General features: G+C 65.2%; 18 protein-coding genes. 10 read left to right on the top strand and 8 right to left on the bottom strand.

From position 1 onward, the window contains the following. The first annotated feature begins 81 nt into the window (after window positions 1–81). The 4 genes from QCE58_RS11255 to QCE58_RS11240 are packed head-to-tail and all read left to right on the top strand — an operon-like array spanning window position 82 to window position 4,620. Complete coding sequence (locus QCE58_RS11255) at window positions 82–753, top strand: lactate utilization protein C (RefSeq protein WP_008342286.1); 672 nt, start codon at window positions 82–84, stop codon at window positions 751–753. Between the two features lie 4 nt (window positions 754–757). Further along, window positions 758–2,170, top strand: coding sequence for a sodium:proton antiporter (locus QCE58_RS11250; protein WP_034472647.1), 1,413 nt, complete (start codon window positions 758–760; stop codon window positions 2,168–2,170). A gap of 9 nt (window positions 2,171–2,179) precedes the next feature. Next, window positions 2,180–3,163, top strand: coding sequence for a D-glycerate dehydrogenase (locus QCE58_RS11245; RefSeq protein ID WP_250521240.1), 984 nt, complete (start codon window positions 2,180–2,182; stop codon window positions 3,161–3,163). Next, window positions 3,160–4,620, top strand: coding sequence for a DNA recombination protein RmuC (locus QCE58_RS11240; protein ID WP_250521239.1), 1,461 nt, complete (start codon window positions 3,160–3,162; stop codon window positions 4,618–4,620). The genes QCE58_RS11245 and QCE58_RS11240 overlap by 4 nt, the downstream gene beginning before the upstream one ends. Before the next feature lie 13 nt (window positions 4,621–4,633). Here the strand turns inward: QCE58_RS11240 and QCE58_RS11235 are convergent, their stop codons facing one another. From QCE58_RS11235 to QCE58_RS11210, 6 genes are all read right to left on the bottom strand, one after another. Beyond that, window positions 4,634–5,053: a GNAT family N-acetyltransferase gene (locus QCE58_RS11235; protein ID WP_051078884.1), complete on the bottom strand. Its 420-nt coding sequence runs from the start codon at window positions 5,051–5,053 to the stop codon at window positions 4,634–4,636. A gap of 56 nt (window positions 5,054–5,109) precedes the next feature. Then, window positions 5,110–5,385: a hypothetical protein gene (locus QCE58_RS11230; protein ID WP_008342276.1), complete on the bottom strand. Its 276-nt coding sequence runs from the start codon at window positions 5,383–5,385 to the stop codon at window positions 5,110–5,112. A 60-nt stretch (window positions 5,386–5,445) separates the two neighbouring features. Then, window positions 5,446–6,750 (bottom strand): gephyrin-like molybdotransferase Glp, encoded by a 1,305-nt coding sequence (glp, locus tag QCE58_RS11225; protein WP_250521238.1) that lies wholly within the window; start codon window positions 6,748–6,750, stop codon window positions 5,446–5,448. 102 nt (window positions 6,751–6,852) lie between these two features. Continuing rightward, window positions 6,853–7,407, bottom strand: coding sequence for a molybdenum cofactor guanylyltransferase MobA (gene mobA / locus QCE58_RS11220; RefSeq protein WP_250521251.1), 555 nt, complete (start codon window positions 7,405–7,407; stop codon window positions 6,853–6,855). An 82-nt stretch (window positions 7,408–7,489) separates the two neighbouring features. After that, window positions 7,490–8,596 carry a GTP 3',8-cyclase MoaA gene (moaA, locus tag QCE58_RS11215; protein WP_008342271.1) on the bottom strand — a complete coding sequence of 369 codons (1,107 nt, stop codon included), beginning with the start codon at window positions 8,594–8,596 and terminating at the stop codon, window positions 7,490–7,492. A 214-nt stretch (window positions 8,597–8,810) separates the two neighbouring features. After that, window positions 8,811–12,080 carry an Rne/Rng family ribonuclease gene (locus tag QCE58_RS11210; protein WP_250521237.1) on the bottom strand — a complete coding sequence of 1,090 codons (3,270 nt, stop codon included), beginning with the start codon at window positions 12,078–12,080 and terminating at the stop codon, window positions 8,811–8,813. A 495-nt stretch (window positions 12,081–12,575) separates the two neighbouring features. Between QCE58_RS11210 and QCE58_RS11205 the strand changes: the two genes are divergently transcribed. The 5 genes from QCE58_RS11205 to QCE58_RS11185 are packed head-to-tail and all read left to right on the top strand — an operon-like array spanning window position 12,576 to window position 15,995. Continuing rightward, window positions 12,576–12,932, top strand: a complete 357-nt coding sequence (locus tag QCE58_RS11205; protein ID WP_144403826.1) for a hypothetical protein — start codon at window positions 12,576–12,578, stop codon at window positions 12,930–12,932. Window positions 12,933–12,977: 45 nt separating this feature from the next. After that, window positions 12,978–13,976, top strand: coding sequence for an RluA family pseudouridine synthase (locus tag QCE58_RS11200; protein WP_034473545.1), 999 nt, complete (start codon window positions 12,978–12,980; stop codon window positions 13,974–13,976). After that, window positions 13,977–14,636: an HAD-IA family hydrolase gene (locus tag QCE58_RS11195; RefSeq protein ID WP_008342265.1), complete on the top strand. Its 660-nt coding sequence runs from the start codon at window positions 13,977–13,979 to the stop codon at window positions 14,634–14,636. Continuing rightward, on the top strand, window positions 14,633–15,007 hold the full coding sequence (locus QCE58_RS11190) for a Rieske 2Fe-2S domain-containing protein (protein ID WP_008342264.1): 375 nt from the start codon (window positions 14,633–14,635) through the stop codon (window positions 15,005–15,007). Before QCE58_RS11195 ends, QCE58_RS11190 begins: the two co-directional genes overlap by 4 nt. Window positions 15,008–15,032: 25 nt before the next feature. Next, window positions 15,033–15,995, top strand: coding sequence for a S49 family peptidase (locus QCE58_RS11185; RefSeq protein WP_008342262.1), 963 nt, complete (start codon window positions 15,033–15,035; stop codon window positions 15,993–15,995). A 3-nt stretch (window positions 15,996–15,998) separates the two neighbouring features. Here the strand turns inward: QCE58_RS11185 and QCE58_RS11180 are convergent, their stop codons facing one another. Together QCE58_RS11180 and QCE58_RS11175 are read right to left on the bottom strand one after the other, a co-directional pair. Then, window positions 15,999–16,718, bottom strand: coding sequence for an SAM-dependent methyltransferase (locus QCE58_RS11180; protein WP_034473543.1), 720 nt, complete (start codon window positions 16,716–16,718; stop codon window positions 15,999–16,001). Continuing rightward, window positions 16,715–17,332, bottom strand: coding sequence for a Maf-like protein (locus QCE58_RS11175; protein WP_250521236.1), 618 nt, complete (start codon window positions 17,330–17,332; stop codon window positions 16,715–16,717). Before QCE58_RS11175 ends, QCE58_RS11180 begins: the two co-directional genes overlap by 4 nt. 322 nt (window positions 17,333–17,654) lie before the next feature. Here QCE58_RS11175 and QCE58_RS11170 point away from each other — a divergent pair, with 322 nt between their 5' ends. After that, window positions 17,655–18,275: a DUF177 domain-containing protein gene (locus QCE58_RS11170; RefSeq protein WP_250440015.1), complete on the top strand. Its 621-nt coding sequence runs from the start codon at window positions 17,655–17,657 to the stop codon at window positions 18,273–18,275. Window positions 18,276–18,333: the final 58 nt, after the last annotated feature.

The following is an 18,333-nucleotide window of genomic DNA, read 5'->3' as shown; positions in this document are numbered from 1 at the left end:
TGCCGCTCGCTATAATTCGGACGCGTCGTAAATCATCGCGGCGCGCACGAATCTCAAGCACGCCAACACGAGGACGGCACCATGGATACATCGGACGCGCGCCGCAATATTCTCGCGCGCATTCGCAGCGCGCAGGGCCGTCGCGGCACGGCTACAGATGCCGAGCGCGCTGGCGCAGACGAGTATGTCGAGCGACATCCGGCGGGTCCGCGTCCTCCGTTGCCTCAGACGCGTGACGAGCTGATCGCGCGCTTCACGCTCGAAGCGGAGCGTCTCTCCACGACCGTCGCCGAAGTCGAATCGCTCGACGATGCGCCCGCCGAAGCCGTGCGCTATCTCCAGTCGCTGAACCTTCCCGTCGATGTCGTCGCGTGGCCCGCGCTTGCTCATCTGCGCTGGTCCGAAGCGGGCATTCGGGCGGCGTTTCGCAAGCCTGCCGATGAAGATCTCGTCGGCATCACCGGCTGCTTCTGCGCGACGGCTGAAACCGGTTCGCTCGTGCTGCTCTCGGGCGCGCAGACGCCCGCATCCGGCGCGCTCTTGCCGCAGACGCATATCGCGATCGTGCCGGCGTCGCGCATCGTCGCCGCGCATGAAGATGCATTCGCGTTGATGCGCGCCGAGCGCGGCGAGTTGCCGCGCGCGGTGAACTTCGTGTCGGGTCCGTCGCGCACCGGCGATATCGAACAGACCATCGTGCTCGGCGCGCATGGGCCGTATCGCGTGCATGTGATCGTCGTGCGCGGAGCGTGAGTCAATGCGGCGTCTGGTTTTGTACGTGCCTTGCGCGATGCTGGCGCTGATCGCGGCGCCGGCCGCTGCTGCGACGCCCGACGGCGCGACGCTCCCGGCCACATGGGGCATACCGTTCGTCGGCATCCTGCTTTCCATCGCGGTGTTTCCGCTCGTCGCGCCGAAGGTTTGGCATCACCATTTCGGCAAGATCGCGGCGGGGTGGGCGATCGCGTTCCTCGCGCCGTTCGGGCTTGCGTTCGGTGTCGGCACGGCGGGCAGCGTGCTCGTCCACGCGATGCTCGAAGAGTACGTGCCGTTCATCATTCTGCTCGCAGCGCTGTATACGGTCGCGGGCGGCATTTGCGTGCGCGGCAACCTGCACGGCTCGGCTCATCTCAATACCGGACTGCTCGCGCTCGGCACCGCGCTCGCGAGCGTCATGGGCACGACGGGCGCGGCCATGCTGCTGATCCGTCCGCTTTTGCGCGCGAACGACAATCGCAAGCACGTCGTGCATGTCGTCGTGTTCTTCATCTTTCTCGTCGCGAACGCAGGCGGCTCGCTCACGCCGCTCGGCGATCCGCCGCTTTTTCTCGGCTTTCTCAACGGCGTCGGCTTCTTCTGGACTACCGTGCATCTCGCGCTGCCGATGCTCTTCGTCTGCGCCGTGCTCCTCGCGGTGTTCTTCGTGCTGGACAGTTTCTACTGGCGCAGGCACGACGCGCGGCCCGCGTTTCTCGACCCGACGCCGGATACGCCTCCGCTTGGCATCGACGGCAAGATCAATTTCGCGCTGCTCGCGGCGATCGTCGTGCTCGTGCTGATGAGCGGCATCTGGAAACCCGGCATCACGTTCGACATCTTCGGCACGCATGTCCAGTTGCAGAATCTCGTGCGCGACGTGCTGCTCGTCGCCGTGCTGCTCGCATCGCTCGCGCTCACGCCGAAAAGCGCGCGCGCGGGGAACGCGTTCGACTGGGCGCCCATCGAGGAAGTCGCGAAGCTCTTCGCGGCGATCTTCATCACCATCGCGCCGGTCATCACGATCCTGCGCGCGGGTGAATCGGGCGCGTTCGCGGGCATCGTGCACGCGGTGTCGGATGCGCAGGGCAAGCCCGTCGACATCGCGTATTTCTGGGCGACCGGTCTTCTGTCGTCGTTTCTCGACAACGCGCCGACCTACCTCGTCTTCTTCAATCTCGCGGGCGGCGACGCACGCACGCTCATGACCAGCGACGCCACGACGCTCGCCGCCATCTCCGCGGGCGCGGTCTTCATGGGCGCGAACACGTATATCGGCAATGCGCCGAATTTCATGGTGAAGGCGATCGCCGAATCGCGCGGCGTACGCATGCCGAGTTTCTTCGGTTTCATGGCGTGGTCGGGCGCGATTCTCTTGCCGCTTTTCGCCGTTCTAGGCTGGCTATTTTTCTAGGAGCAACCGATGAAGAAGAAAGTGCTGGTAGCGCGTCCCACTTTTCCCGACGTGATCGAGCGACTGAAGCAGCATTTCGATGTCGATGTGAATCTCGGCGACGTGCTCCCGCAGGAAGAATTCGCGCGGCGTCTCGCCGACAAGGACGGCGCGTTCACGGCGGGCGAGATGGTCGGCGAGAAAGAGCTTTCGGGCGCGCCGAATCTGGAGGTCGTTGCGAACATGGCGGTCGGCTACAACAACTTCGACATGCGGGCGTTCGACGCGCACAAGGTGCTCGGCACCAACACGCCCAACGTGCTGAACGAAACCACGGCCGATTTCGGCTGGGCGCTGATGATGGCGGCGGCGCGTCGCGTCACCGAATCCGAGCACTTTCTGCGCGCGGGCAAGTGGCAGAAGTGGTCGTTCGACTCGTTCCTCGGCACCGATGTCTACGGCTCGACGCTCGGCGTGATCGGCATGGGGCGCATCGGGCAGGCGCTGGCGCGGCGCGCGGCCGGCTTCAACATGCGCGTGATGTATCACAACCGTTCGCGCGTCGCGCCGGAAATCGAGCGCGAGCTGAATGCCGAGTACGCGTCGAAGGAAGATCTGCTCAAGCGCGCGGATCATGTCGTGCTCGTCGTGCCTTACTCGAAGGAAAGCCATCATACGATCGGCGCGGCCGAACTCGCGCTGATGAAGCCGACGGCGACGCTGACGAATATCGCGCGCGGCGGCATCGTCGACGACGCGGCGTTGATCGCGGCGTTGCGCGACAAGCGCATCGCGGCGGCGGGCATCGACGTGTTCGAGGGCGAGCCGAATTTCAACCCGGATTTCCTGCTGCTCGACAACGTCGTGCTGACGCCGCATATCGCGAGCGCGACCGAAGGCACGCGCCGCGCGATGGCCAATCTCGCGGCCGACAATCTCATCGCCGCGCTGGGCGAAGGGCCGCGCGCAGGCAATCCGCCGAACCCGATCAATCCGGACGTACTGAAGAAATGATGGAACTGCTGGTTGGCGCGATCGCCGTGCTGGCGATCGCGCTGGTGGTCTCGCTCGTCGCGCTCGTCATGACGATGCGGCGCAATTCGAACGCGGTTATCTTCGACGAGTTTGAAGCGCTCACCGATCGCGTCAACGACATGGGCGAGGCACACGCGCGCGCGCAGGAACGGCTCGAACGCGGCTTGCGTGGCGATATCGCGGAGAGCGCGCGCGTCTCGCGCATGGAATCGCAAAGCGGCTTCGCGCAATTCCATCAGACGCTTTCGACGCAACTGGCGAGCACGTCGAACGTGCAGAACGCGCAATTCGACGCGCTTGCGCAGCAGCTCGCACAGCAAAGCCAGCAGGCGCGCGAGGATCAGGGCAACGCGTTGAAGCGCTTCGCCGATTCCATGTCGCTGCATCTCGCGCAGCTTTCCGAAGCGAACGAGCGGCGGCTCGGCGAAGTGCGCGCGACGCTCGAAGCGCGCCTGAAGGACATCGAGGCGAACAACGCGACGAAGCTCGACGAGATGCGCCGCACCGTCGACGAAAAGTTGCACGCGACGCTGGAGCAACGGCTCGGCGAGTCGTTCAAGCTCGTCTCCGACAGGCTGGAGCAGGTGCATCGCGGACTCGGCGAGATGCAGACGCTCGCGGCGGGTGTCGGCGATCTGAAGAAGGTACTGAGCAACGTCAAGACGCGCGGCATCTGGGGCGAAGTGCAGCTCGAAGCGCTGCTGGAACAGTTGCTCACGCCCGATCAGTACGCGAAGAACGTCGCGACGGTTCCGAAGAGCAACGAACGCGTCGAGTTCGCGATCAGGCTGCCTGGCCGGCACGACGCGCCGGGTGCGCCGGGCGACGTGGCTACGCCCGTGTGGCTGCCCATCGACGCGAAATTTCCGCGCGAGGACTACGAGCGTCTGATCGATGCGCAGGAACGCGCGGACCCGGCCGGTGTCGAGGACGCGTCGCGCGCGCTGGAAGGGCGCTTGCGCGCGGAGGCGAAATCGATCGCGCAGAAGTACGTCGCGCCGCCGCACACGACGGACTTCGCATTGCTCTTCCTGCCGACCGAAGGTCTCTACGCGGAAGTCTTGCGCCGTCCTGGCCTGAGCGATTCGTTGCAGCGCGAGTTTCGCGTGACCGTCGCGGGACCCACGACGCTGACCGCGCTCCTCAACAGCCTGCAGATGGGCTTCCGCACGCTGGCCATCGAGAAGCGTTCCAGCGAAGTGTGGCAGGTGCTCGGCGCGGTGAAGACCGAGTTCGGCAAGTTCGGCGAAGTGCTGGCGCGAACAAAGTCGCAGCTCGAAACGGTGACGCGCTCGATCGAAGCGGCGCAGACGCGCACGCGGCAGATGGGCAAGCGCCTTCGGGATGTCGAGGCGTTGCCCGGCGAACAGGCGGCGGGGTTGTTGGGCGAGGCGTTCGGCGATCCGTCATCGCCCGAAGGCGACGACGAGCCGTGATGCAGGACGCGATTCAGGACGCGAGGCGTTCGAGCGGCTCGCCCGTCACGCGCACGATGCGCCAGTCGGGCAGCACGGTCGCGCCCATCTTTTCGTAGAAATCGATGGCGTTCTGATTCCAGTCCAGCACCGACCATTCGAAGCGGCCGCACTGGCGCTCGACCGCGAGCGCGGCGAGCTTTTTCAGCATCAGCGTCCCGAGGCCGCTGCCGCGCATCGAAGGACGCACGTAGAGGTCTTCGAGATACAGGCCGCGCTTGCCGAGGAAGGTCGAGAAGTTCTGGAAGAAGAGCGCATAGCTGACGATTTCGCCTTCGACTTCCGCGACGAGCGCTTCAGCGGCCGGTCGTGCGCCGAAGAGCGCGTCATGCACGCCTTGCTCCGTCGCGATGAACAGATGCGTGAGCTTCTCGAACTCGGCCAGCTCGTACATCAGGCCGAAGATCGCGGCGACGTCGGCGGGCGAGGCCGCGCGGATGATCGGGGCGCTCACGCTTCCTCCGGCGCGTCGGAGAGCACGATCTCGATGCCGCCGAAACGCGAGGCCACCCAGTTGTACGCGTGGCACGCGATCCACAGCAGGATGAAACCGAGAATCGCGTTCAGGAGCAGCGCGCTCGTGACGGTGCTCACTTCCACCGAGCCGTATCGCACGAACGCGACCACGACGCCGAGCAGCACAATGGGCACGCTGAAAGTCAGGTACACGAGAATCAGCGCCTTGGCGGTCTGTCCCGGTGCGATGAATGAAATCTGCTTTTTCATGGAAGGAAAGCCCCGTCTATCGATGTAGGAATGTTTGTACCGGCTGGCGGCGGCGCCGGATCAGATCAGGCCGTCGAACGGCACGATTTCGACTTCGTCGCCCGCTTCGACGTCGCCGCGCGCGTGCTCGAGCACGATGAAGCAGTTCGCTTCGCTCATCGAACTCAGCACGCCGGAACCCTGCGGACCGGTGGTGACGACGCGAAAGCGCCCGTCGTCGTCGCGCGTCGCGATTCCGCGCTGGAACTCGGTGCGGCCCGCGCGCTTTTTCATCGGCTCGGCGGCGCGCGCGCGGATGACCGTGAGCGGCTGGCGCATCGCGCCCGACATCGCCAGAAGCGCCTCGCGCACGATGAAGTAGAACGTCGCCATTACGGCGACCGGGTTCCCCGGCAACCCGAAGAAGAGCGCCGACTCGCCCGCGCCCGGGCGCTCGCCCGACCACAGCCGGCCGAATGCCAGCGGGCGGCCGGGGCGCATCGCGATCTTCCAGAAGGCGACGTCGCCGAGCGAATTCATCAGCGCGCGCGTGAAGTCCGCATCGCCGACCGACACGCCGCCCGAACTGATGACGACATCGGCGCTTTCGGTCGCATGACGCAGCGCCTTTTCGAGCGAGGCGCGATCGTCGCGCACGATACCCAGATCGACGGTTTCGACGCCGAGCCGCTTGAGCATTGCGAAGAGCGTGTAGCGATTACTGTCGTAAATGCTGCCAGCGCTCAGCGTTTCGCCGACCGAACGCAATTCGTCGCCCGTCGAAAAGAAGGCGACGGTGAGCCGCCTGCGAACCGACACTTCGCCGATACCGAGCGACGCGAGCAAACCGAGATCCGACGCCCGCACGACGCGACCCGCGAGCAGCGCCGGCTTGCCTTTCGCGAGATCCTCGCCGGAGAGGCGGCGATTCTGGCCGGCACGGATCGTCGCCGGCGAAAAGCGGATCGCGTCGCCTTCGCGCGTGACGAACTCCTGCGGCACGACCGTGTCGCAGCCGGCCGGGATGAGCGCGCCCGTCATGATCCGCACGCATTGATCCGCGCCCGGCGCGCCTTCGAACGGCCGCCCGGCGAGCGCCGTGCCCGCGACGGACAAGCCGACCGTATCGCCACCGCGCGAGAGCACATCGCCGGCGAACGCGTAGCCGTCCATCGCGGAATTGTCGTAAGCGGGGACGTCGATGGGCGAGATCACATCCTCGGCGAGCACGCGGCCGAGCGCGTCAAACAGGCTCACGCGCTCGATCTGCGCGTCCCGCATGCGCGGCATGGCCCACTGACGCACGATTTCCTGCGCGGCTTCAACGGGCAGCGCATTCGGATCGTAGTGGGCGACGCAGGCGGAAAAATCCTTGGACGTGGTCATGAATCGGCGTGGATCGCGGCCGGAATCCGGCGAAGCAGCACATGGCCGCGCGGTGGTTGAGCGCCCGCAATGGCGATGTGAGCGGGCAGCCGGTTGAACGAGTCAGCGGCGTTCCAGATCGGCGAGCTGCTGTAAATCGTTGATATTGTAAAACGCGCGTTCGTCGTGAAATTGCACTTCCACCGCCTTGTGGCGCGCGTACCACGCGCGCACCTTGCGCTCGCCCGCGTCCAGCCAGGCGTCCAGGTCGTCGGCGAGCGACGCACGCAGCAACGCGAAAACGGGGTGGGCCATGACTTCGCCCGACGCGTCGATTGTTGCTGCGTATGCAACGTCGCCGCCGTGCGCGTCGAGTGCTTGCATCAACGCGGCGCCGATGTGTTCGTCGACGAAAGGGGCGTCGCAAGGCGCGGTCAGAACGAATTCGGTGCTCGCAACGCGCAACGCAGCGGCGATGCCGGCGAGCGGCCCGGGGAAATCCGCGCGCGCGTCCGCGACAACGCGCGCGCCGAATGCCGCGCCGAGGCGCGCGTAGTCTTCGATGGAACGATTTGCGCTGATCAGAAGCGCGCCCGCCTGAGGCGCGATGCGCCGCATCACGTGCAACGCGAGCGGCTCACCGCGAAACGGCTGCATGCCCTTGTCGATGCCGCCCATGCGCGAGCCGCGTCCGCCCGCGAGCACGAGCGCCGTGACGCTGGACGATGAATGAGCGCTCAGCACGAACGATCCGCCGCGCTCAGCCGCCGATGTACGACATCTCGACGCGACGTGCATCGTCGCGAGATGGCGCCGATGCGCTGCCGCGCAATTGCGAATACCGGTCGCCGCGCGCCTCCCAGATTCGCGCGATGGCTGTGGCGACTTCGTCGTCGCCCGCGCCGCTGCGGATCAGTCCGCGCAGGTCGTGGCCGGAAACCGCGAAGAGACACAGATACAGCTTGCCTTCCGTCGAGAGCCGGGCACGCGTGCACGAGTCGCAAAACGCGCGTGTGACGCTCGAAATCACGCCGATTTCACCGCTGCCGTCGCGATAGCCCCAGCGCTGCGCCGTTTCCGCGGCCGTGTGGGCTTCGAGCGGTTCCAGCGGAAAGTGCGCGTCGATGCGTTCGACCACTTGCACCGAAGGCAGCACTTCGCTCATGTTCCAGCCGTTCGACGCGCCGACATCCATATATTCGATGAAACGCAGAACCGCGCCGCTGCCTTTGAAATGGCGCGCCATCGGGACGATTTCCTGATCGTTCGTGCCGCGCTTCACGACCATGTTCACCTTGATCGGAGCGAGCCCGGCGGCTTGCGCCGTCTCGATGCCGTTCAGCACGTCGGCGACCGCGAAATCGGCATCGTTCATGCGGCGAAAGAGGGCGTCGTCGAGCGCATCGAGGCTCACGGTGACGCGCGACAAACCCGCGTCCTTCAGCGACTTCGCCTTGCGCGCGAGGAGCGAGCCGTTCGTCGTGAGCGTCAGATCGAGCGGGCGGCCTTCGGGCGTGCGCAACAGCGCGAGCCGCTCGATCAGGAATTCGATGTTCTTGCGCAGAAGCGGCTCGCCGCCCGTAAGGCGAATCTTTTCCACGCCATGCGCAACGAATACGCGCGCGAGGCGCTCGATTTCCTCGAACGAGAGCAGGGCGGCGTGCGGGAGAAACTGGTAATCCTTATCGAACACTTCGCGTGGCATGCAGTACACGCAGCGAAAGTTGCAGCGATCTGTCACGGAAATGCGCAAATCCCGCAATGGGCGCGCGAGCGTGTCCGTGAGCAGCCCGGACGGCGATGTCGCGGCGCCGGAGAAATCCGGGATCGCGCTGACATCGGCGAGAGGAATGATGCGTCGGGGCATGATGACTCGGGGCTCGGCTCGGCCGCTTCGGCCTTGTTCGAATAATGGTTGGATCGTTCCATTCTAACGGAAGCGGGACATCGGGACGCACTGCCACGGAGTTGCGGTTTTCCCTCGGTTCAGCCGTTTTACGACGCAAAAAAACGCCATCGATCGGGGATCGATGGCGTTTCTGGCTTTTGCCCGTTCACCGGAGTGAACGGGACGCGCGCGCTTAGTGGGCCTGCTTGCTGGTTTCCACTTGCTGCATGGGCGCGGTGTCGGCCGGCGGAAGTGCCTTGCGTTCGCGCGGCACGCGCACCGCAGCCGGCTCGCGTGCGGCGGCGGCATTGGCTTCGCGCAGCTTGCCTTCGTCGGTGTTCACCCAGACGAGGCCCGCACGCTCCAGCATCGGCTGAAGGGTGTCGACGGCGATCGGCGTCGACGTTGCAGGCGCGGCGGGCGCAGCGACCTTCACCGGCTCGGCGACGACTGCGACAGGCTCCGGCGCGAAGACCGGCGCTTGCGTCTGCGCTTGCGCGATCTCGACCGGCTTCACTGGCTCGACGGCCGTCGCTTCGGGCGTCGATGCGACAGCGGCGGTCTTCACCGGCTCGGCGACTTCGGCAGGCTCGGCCGCAACCGGCTCGACGGGCGTCGGCGCCGTTTCCACGGGCTTCGGCTCTTCGGATGCGACCGGAGCGGACGCGGGTGCGAACGGATCGGCCAATTTCGTCTCGGCGACCTTCGGCTCCGGACCGAACGGATTCTCGACCTCCGGTGCCGGAGCGGGCTTGGCGAAGAGATCGAAGTTCGTCGGTTCGGGCGTTTGCGCCTTCAGTTCGAAAGGCTCGGCCTCAACAGTCTTGGCGACCGGCGCTTCCTCCGCAGCGGCGGGCGCTTGCTCTTGCGGCTTCGCTTCGAGCGGCTGAGCGGCCGGTTGCTGCACCGACGCTTCCACCGGTTGCGGCGCGGCCGGGCGGGGTTCGCGACGTGCAGCCGCTTCCTGCGCGGCTTCCGCATCAAACACGCCGGCTTGCGCCGAAGTGCTCTCTGCTGCGCCTTCTGCTTCGGCGACGTCCGCCGCGTGATTCACCGTCATGCCGTCTTCTTCGCGCTCGCGACGACCGCCACGACGCCCACGGCGACGGCGACGACGCTCTTCGCCGTCACGTGCGGCCGCCGCGTCGGATGCCGCATCGATGCCGGCCACTTGCGCGTCGGCATTGGCTTGCGCCGCTTCGACGATTTCCGACGGCACCGTTTCGCCCTGCGTCAGCGCCTCGACGGCGGCTTCCGGTTGCGGCTTGCGACGCTCGCCGCGTTCCGCGCGCTCGGCTCGTTCAGCGCGGTCGCCACGCTCGGCGCGTTCGCCACGATCCGGACGCTCGCGGCGTTCCGGACGTTCGGTTGCTTCCGGACGCGCTGCGCGTTCCGCGTTGCGGTCGCGCGCTTCACGCGGTTCGCGTGGCTCGCGTGCCTCACGCGGCTCGCGTGCTTCGCGGGGTTCGCGCGCCTCACGAGCCTCACGCGGCTCGCGCACTTCACGACCTTCGCGTCCGCCACGCGCCTCGCGATCCTCGCGACGGCCGCCCTGGCGCGCCGCGCCGTTGGCGCCCGCCGCCGTGCCTGCCGCAGCGCCTTCGCGCGCGGCGCCGCCGCTACGGCGATTGCGGTTGCGATCGCCGCCGCCGGTGCGTTCACCGCGTTCGCGCGGCGCGCGCGTGGCCGGTTGTGCTTCGACCGGAGCCGGCGCGGGTTGCGGCGCAGGCTGAATGCCGAACAGATTCTTGATCCACGCGATGAATCCGCCGCTCGCCGGAACGGGCGTCGGCGCGGGCGCGGCCTCGACGGGCGCGGGCTTCACCGGCGCGCTCGGCGCGGGCTTCTCGGGCGTGATGCCCTTCACGGCGGCTTCCTGCTTCGGCTTCACCTCTTCGGTGCGCTTGCTGTAGCCGGTCTCCGATTCGAGCTCGCTCGCCGCTTCGACGGCCATCTTCCACGACGCGCGCGGATCGTCGAGACGCGCATCGTCGTGACGCAGACGCTCCAGCTTGTAGTGCGGCGTTTCGAGATGCTTGTTCGGAATCAGGACGACATTGACCTTGAAGCGCGACTCGATCTTGTTGATTTCCGAGCGCTTTTCGTTGAGCAGGAAGGCGGTCACCTCGACCGGCACCTGGCAATGGATCGCCGCGGTGTTTTCCTTCATCGCTTCTTCCTGAATGATCCGCAGCACTTGCAGCGCGGACGATTCGGTATCGCGGATGTGACCCGTGCCGTTGCAGCGCGGGCAGGTCACGTGGCTGCCTTCCGACAGCGCCGGACGCAGGCGCTGACGCGACAGTTCCATCAGGCCAAAGCGCGAAATCTTGCCCATTTGTACGCGGGCGCGGTCGTGCTTCAACGCATCTTTCAGGCGCTGCTCGACTTCGCGCTGGCTCTTGGCCGATTCCATGTCGATGAAATCGATCACGATCAGCCCGCCCAGATCGCGCAGACGAAGCTGACGCGCGACTTCGTCGGCGGCTTCGAGATTGGTGCGCGTCGCGGTTTCCTCAATGTCCGCGCCCTTGGTCGCGCGCGCCGAGTTCACGTCGATGGCGACGAGCGCCTCGGTGTGATCGATCACGATCGCGCCGCCCGACGGCAGCGGCACCGTGCGCGAGTACGCGGTTTCGATCTGATGCTCGATCTGGAAGCGCGAGAAGAGCGGCACGTCGTCGTGATAGCGCTTCACCTTCGAGAGGTTGTCGGGCATCACGATATCCATGAAGGCGCGCGCCTGGTCATGGATTTCGGTCGTGTCGATGAGAATTTCGCCGATATCCGGCTGGAAGTAGTCGCGAATCGCGCGGATGACGAGGCTCGATTCGAGATAAATGAGCATCGGCTGGCCGGCGACGCCGCTCTGCGACGCGGCTTCGATCGCGCGCCACAGTTGCATCAGGTAGTTCAGGTCCCACTGGAGCTCTTCCGCCGAACGGCCGATACCCGCCGTGCGCGCGATGATGCTCATGCCTTCCGGCAGTTCGAGCTGCGCCATGGTTTCGCGCAGTTCCTGCCGTTCGTCGCCTTCGATGCGGCGCGACACGCCGCCGCCGCGCGGGTTGTTCGGCATCAGGACGAGGTAACGTCCGGCCAGCGAGATGAACGTGGTCAGCGCCGCGCCCTTGTTGCCGCGCTCTTCCTTCTCGACCTGGACGATGAGTTCCTGGCCTTCGCGCAGCGCGTCCTGAATGCGCGCGGAGCGCATCTCGACGCCATCGCGGAAATACTGGCGGGCGACTTCCTTGAACGGCAGGAAGCCGTGGCGGTCTTCGCCGTAGTTGACGAAGCAGGCTTCGAGCGATGGCTCGATGCGGGTGACGACTCCCTTGTAGATGTTGCCTTTGCGCTGTTCGCGCCCGGCGGTTTCGATGTCGATATCGATGAGCTTCTGCCCATCGACGATGGCGACGCGCAATTCCTCTTGCTGCGTCGCGTTAAACAGCATTCGTTTCATGAAACGGCTCCAGAATGGCTCCGTCCTCCCTCGTCGTGCGAATCGGCGTCGGTGACTGATGCATCACGCGCGCGAAGCGGGAAGGTGGGCGTGCCACGCTTTTTTGTGTGTTGTCACAAAGCACGCTGGAGCGGGACTTCTGGCGGGAGAATTGCCGAAAGCAGGCCGCGGCTTCCGCATCGGACAGCCGCGCCGTGGGGCGCATTGCGAAGCAACTGCGAGACGTACGACAGATCGCTCGGCTCGTGGCGAGGATGAACGGCGGCGCTGCGGCTCCGCGTCTCAAAATGGACGCGCCGAACCGGCCTGCGCTCTTGCAAAGAGCCTGATTCCTCCCAACGGCGGCCGCGAGGAAGAGCGGTCTCGCGCAAACCGGCGCGATGCTTCGTAACCGATCCTCTTTGCTGCCTTGCCGCGCCGGCACGGCCGCGGGCCCGACTTGTTTCTGTCGGCTCCCGTCGGCTCGCGGCCGCATGTCTCGCCTCGTTTGCGGCGTTGTCGCGCTTCGCAGAAATCAGCGCAGCAGCGATTTCGCCGTCAGTTGTTCGCAAAATCGGCGAGCGTCGATTTGCCTTTTTCTCCCGCTCGACGGCAGGGTCGATCCGGGCTGGCATCCGGTTTTGCCGGGCGCCGTCGCTTCTCGCCGATAAAATTCTTTTTGACCAAAAATCCGTTACCGTCGGCGATCGACTCGACCGAACGCGCCTGTGGGCTCCGTCCTTGCCGGTGATATCGCCGTGCGTGCAACTCGTCGCTCTCGATTTTCCGGGTGAGCAACCGACCTTGGGCGCAAGTAAAATGATGGTTTATCGCTTGCACCGATACAGTCTGAATAATTCGGCCGCTGCTTGATCCTAAGCGTCGACCTTTTCAGGCTGCTCGCAAATTATATTCAGAATGAATGAGTTAGGCAAAACATCCCATAAACAGGTCGCAAGCGAACAAGTGTCGATGATCGAAGTCGACGAAACGGCCGCCGGTCAGCGGATCGACAATTTTTTGCTGCGCGTCTGCAAGGGCGTCCCGAAGAGCCATATTTACCGCATTCTCCGAAGTGGCGAAGTGCGCGTGAACAAGGGGCGCATCGACGCGGCTTACCGGCTCGAACTGGGCGATCTCGTGCGCGTGCCGCCGATCCGCATCGCGCAGCAGGACGCGGCGCCGGTGTCGTCGAACGCGCCCGCCGCCGAATTCCCGATTCTCTTCGAGGACGACCATCTGATCGTCATCGATAAACCGTCCGGCGTCGCGGTGCATGGCGGCAGCGGCGTCGCGTTCGGCGTCATCGAGCAGTTGCGCAATGCGCGGCCGCACGCAAAATTTCTCGAACTGGTGCATCGGCTGGATCGCGAGACGTCGGGCGTGCTCATGCTCGCCAAGAAGCGCCAGGCGCTCGTCGGGCTGCACGAGCAGATTCGCGAAAATCGGGTCGACAAGCGCTATTACGCGTGCGGTCACGGCGACTGGCAGAGCGACTGGGGCCGCCGGCGCATCGTCAAGGCGCCGTTGCATAAATATGTCGCAGCGGATGGCGAGCGGCGCGTGCGAATCCAGGAGAACGGGCTGCCGTCGCATACGGTCTTCAATCTGATCGAGCGCTGGCGCGACTACGCGTGGGTCGAGGCAGAGCTGAAAACCGGCCGCACGCACCAGATTCGCGTGCATATGGCGAGCATCGGCCTGCCGATCGCGGGCGACGCCAAATACGGCGATTTCGCGCTGAACAAGGAATTGGCCCGCCCGAGCGCGAAACCGTCGCTGAAACGCATGTTTTTGCACGCGTATCGACTGAAAATCACGCACCCGGCGACGGGCGAGCCGCTGCAATTCGAAGCGCCGCTGCCCGTCGAGTGCAAACGGTTCATCGAACAACTGAAAAACCGGGAGACCGAGTAAATGGCGCGGCAGCAATTCGATCTGATCGTTTTCGACTGGGACGGCACGCTGATGGATTCGACCGTCCACATCACGCGCAGCATTCAGGCCGCGTGCCGCGACCTCGGGCTGCCGGTTCCCGCCGATGAATCCGCGAGCTATGTGATCGGCCTCGGCCTGAAGGACGCGCTGCAGATATGCGCGCCGACGCTCGATCCGTCCGACTATCCGCGCCTGGCCGAACGTTACCGCTTCCATTTCCTGACGATGGGCCAGAAAACCGAACTCTTCGGCGGCGTGCGCGAACTGCTGCAGGAATTGCGCGATCTCGGCTATTTTCTCGCGGTCGCGACGGGCAAGAGCCGCGTCGGACTGAATCGCGCGCTCGACGAATCGCGGCTCACGAGCCTCTTCGACAGCACGCGCTGCGCGGACGAAACGTTCTCGAAGCCGCATCCCGCAATGTTGCAGGAACTCACGCGCGAGCTCGGGCAGGATCTCGGGCGCACGGTGATGATCGGCGACACGACGCACGATCTGCAGATGGCGATCAACGCGGGCGCGGCGGGCGTCGGCGTCGGTTATGGCGCGCATCCGGCCGATTCTCTCGCGGCGCTCAAGCCGCAGTACTGCGCCGACAGCGTCGCGTCGCTCGCCGGCTGGCTGCGGGAGCACGCATGAGCGAACCGGTGCGGGTATGCGCGTCCGACGAACTCGTCGATGGCGGCGCGGGCGTGCGCGTCAACGCGACCGAAGCGAGCGGCGACGCGGTCGTGTTCTTCGTCCGATACGGCGGCGAAGCGTTCGGTTATCTGAACCGGTGCGCGCACGTGCCGATGGAGCTCGACTGGAACGAGGGCCAGTTCTTCGAAAGCTCGGGCCTATACTTGATGTGCGCGACGCACGGGGCGATCTACGAGCCCGATACCGGCAAATGCGTCGGCGGTCCTTGCCGCGGCGCGCGCCTGCGGGCCGTGACGGTCGAAGAGCGCGACACGCCGGAAGGGCGCGCGGTCTTCTGGCTGCCCGACGACGCCGTGCGTCCCGCCTGATTCAATCTCTACACATCCACGACGCATGTCCGACAACATTCCGCCGCGCAATAACGACAACTGGGAGCGCGAAGCGCTCGAACGCATCGCGCTCGCCGCGATTCGCGAGCAGCGCGCCGCGCGTCGCTGGCGCATCTTCTTTCGCTTCCTGTTTCTCGGCGTGATCGCGCTGATCGCCTGGGGCGTGTTCGATTTCACCGGCGATCGTGCCGCGAAGGCTGGCAAGCACACGGCGCTCATCGATCTGCAGGGCGAGATCTCCGCGAACAGCGATGCCAGCGCCGACAACATCGACGGTGCGCTACAGAGCGCGTTCGAGGACGAGAACACGGCGGGCGTGATTCTGCGCATCAACAGTCCGGGCGGCAGTCCGGTGCAGGCGGGAATCATCAACGGCGAAATCCGGCGGCTGCGCGCGAAGTATCCGAAGACGCCGCTGTACGTGGTCGTCGACGACATGTGCGCGTCGGGCGGCTATTACGTCGCGGCGGCGGCGGACAAGATTTACGTCGACCGCGCGAGCATCGTCGGCTCGATCGGCGTGCTGATGGACGGCTTCGGCTTCACGGGCCTGATGGACAAGCTCGGCATCCAGCGCCGCATGCACACGTCGGGCGCGAACAAGGGCGCGTTCGACCCGTTCTCGCCGGAAACGCCCGCGATGAACGCGCACGCGCAGGAAATGCTCGATCAGATCCACACGCAGTTCATCGATGCCGTGAAGCTCGGGCGCGGCAAGCGTCTGAAGGACGATCCGGAGCTGTTCTCGGGCATGTTCTGGACCGGCGAAAAGAGCGTCGAACTCGGTCTCGCCGATGGTTTCGGCGACGCCAGCTATGTCGCGCGCGAGGTCATCAAGCAGCCGGATATCGTCGATTACACGCAAAAGGAAAGCATCAGCGAGCGTGTGGTGCGGCGCTTCGGCGCATCCGTGGGCGATGCCGCCATGCGCGCGCTCACGCTCGGCGGCAAGCCCCAGTTGCGCTGAGTTTTACGAAGCCAGCAAGAGGAAGATCGCCGGGCGCTTATGCAGGTCCGGCGCGGCCTGCTTCTTCCAGTCGGCCGCCGTGCGCGTGACGATGTTTTCGCCCGGCAGCGTCAGATCGACGGCGACGCAAATGAGCGTCGACGGCGCGCAGCCAGCGATGAGCGCGTCGAGCATCGCCTTATTGCGATAGGGCGTCTCAATGAAAATCTGCGTCTGATTGGCCTTGCGCGACAGTTGCTCCAGCTCGCGCAGCCGTTTCGCGCGTTCGCCGGCATCGACCGGCAGATAGCCGTTGAACGCGAAGCTCTGGCCGTTCATGCCGGAAGCCATCAGCGCGAGCAAGATCGAGCTCGGTCCGACGAACGGCACGACCTTCACGCCACGCTGATGCGCGCGCCGCACGAGCAACGCACCGGGATCGGCGACGGCGGGACAGCCCGCTTCGGAGACGAGGCCGGCGTCGGTGCCGGCGAGGATCGGCGCGAGCAGCTTGTCGATTTCCGCTGGCGGCGTGTTCACATTCAGCTCGCGCACCTCGATTTCCTGAATCGGACGTTCGGTGCCCACTTTCTTCAGAAAGGCGCGCGTCGTTTTGGCGTTTTCGCCGATGTAGTACGCGAGCGCGGCCGCCTGCGCGCGCACCGGTTCGGGCAGAACTTGGGCGAGCGCGTCGGCGTCGCCTTCGCCGAGCGTGTTCGGAATCAGATAGAGAACGCCGCTCATGCCGCCTCCAGCACCGGATGGCCGGCGTTCGCGAGCATTCCGGTCAGTGCGATCAGCGGCAGGCCGATCAGCGCGGTGGGATCGTCGGATTCGATCGCTTCGAGCAACGCGATGCCCAGGCCTTCCGCCTTGGCGCTGCCGGCGCAGTCGTACGGCGTTTCGGCGCGCAGGTACGTCTCGATCTGGGCGTCCGAATAGCGACGAAACCGCACGCGCGTGACGATATCGGCGGATTGCGCGTCGCCCGTGCGGCTGTCGAACAGGCAAAGCGCGCTGTGGAATTCGACGCTGCGTCCGCGCATCGCCTGGAGCTGGGCGAAGGCTTTCTCGTACGTGCCGGGCTTGCCGATCTGCTTGCCGTCGAAGGTCGCCACCTGATCGGAGCCGATCACGAGGGCGTTCGCGTCGTTGCCGCTCCGTCCGGCCGCCGCACGCGCCTTGGCGATCGAGAGCCGAACCGCGGTCGCTTCGGGCGTTTCGTTGGCGAGCGGCGTTTCGTCGATATCGGGCGACACGACGTCGAACGGAATGCGCAGGCGTTCGAGCAATTCGCGCCGGTAAGGTGAACTGGACGCCAGAATCAGGCGTGGCGGCGATTTCGAAGCTTCAGACATGAGACGAACCGGACAAAAAAGGGTGTAAAAACGACGGGCTGCGATTCAGCCCTTAAGTATTTGACTCGAAAGAACAAAGCCGATATGATTTTGGGCTTTTCATCGGTACGTGCGCGGGCGAAGGCTCTCCTGTCATCGATGAAACCGGTCGAGCCGAAGAGTCAGAAAGCACGAGGTCAGACAGCATGATGCCGGCCAGATGCACATTGGGGCAAATTCGGGCAAGTCGGGCCTGCATTGAAGCTGCATTTAAGCCGAGTCGCGGTGCATACTGAGCACTCACCGGTAGCACTAACCCAAGTAAGGTCAAGCAGGAGCGCACATGACTCAGAATCCTGGCAAACCTGTGAGCCCCGCCGATCCGCGCGCGCTCGACATTTACGAATTCGCCAAGAGCGGCAGGCAATCGGCCGGCGCGCTGCGTGTGTCGCAGATGCCGCGCATGTTAGCCGAAGTGCCGGCTGATGTGCCAGACGGCGATACCGTGTTCACCTGGCAAGGCGAGGGCTCGACCCAGCCGGAATTGCAGGACGACGGCACGGAGGCGCCGCAGCCGTATCTGCGTCTTGCGGTGCACGGTTCGGTGTGGCTCACGTGCCAGCGCTGCCTTCAGCCGTATTCGCAGCATCTCGATGTCGATGCGACATATCGGATCGTGGCGACGGAAGAAGAAGCGGACGAATTTCCGCTCGACGACGATGAAGTCGAAGTGATCGTGGGCTCGCGCCAGTTCGATCTCGTCGACTTGATCGAAGAGGAGTTGTTGTTGTCCTTGCCGCTCGTGCCCAAGCACAACGTATGTCCCGAGACGCACGAAAGTCTGCTTCCGGGCACGGCGGACGACGAGCCGGATGAAAGCGGTGTGACGGATGAGGACGAAAAGCCGAATCCGTTTGCCGTGCTGGAGAAGCTCAAGGGCGGCTCCGACGGCAAGAAGCACTGAAATGGTTTTGTAGCACGCAACAAACTGGTAGCGCGATGTGCGCACCCGATGGCCGAAC

The sequence above is a fragment of the Caballeronia sp. LZ028 genome (genome assembly GCF_031451415.1).
GTDB lineage: Bacteria > Pseudomonadota > Gammaproteobacteria > Burkholderiales > Burkholderiaceae > Caballeronia > Caballeronia zhejiangensis.
This window is presented reverse-complemented; position numbering and strand designations above follow the sequence as displayed.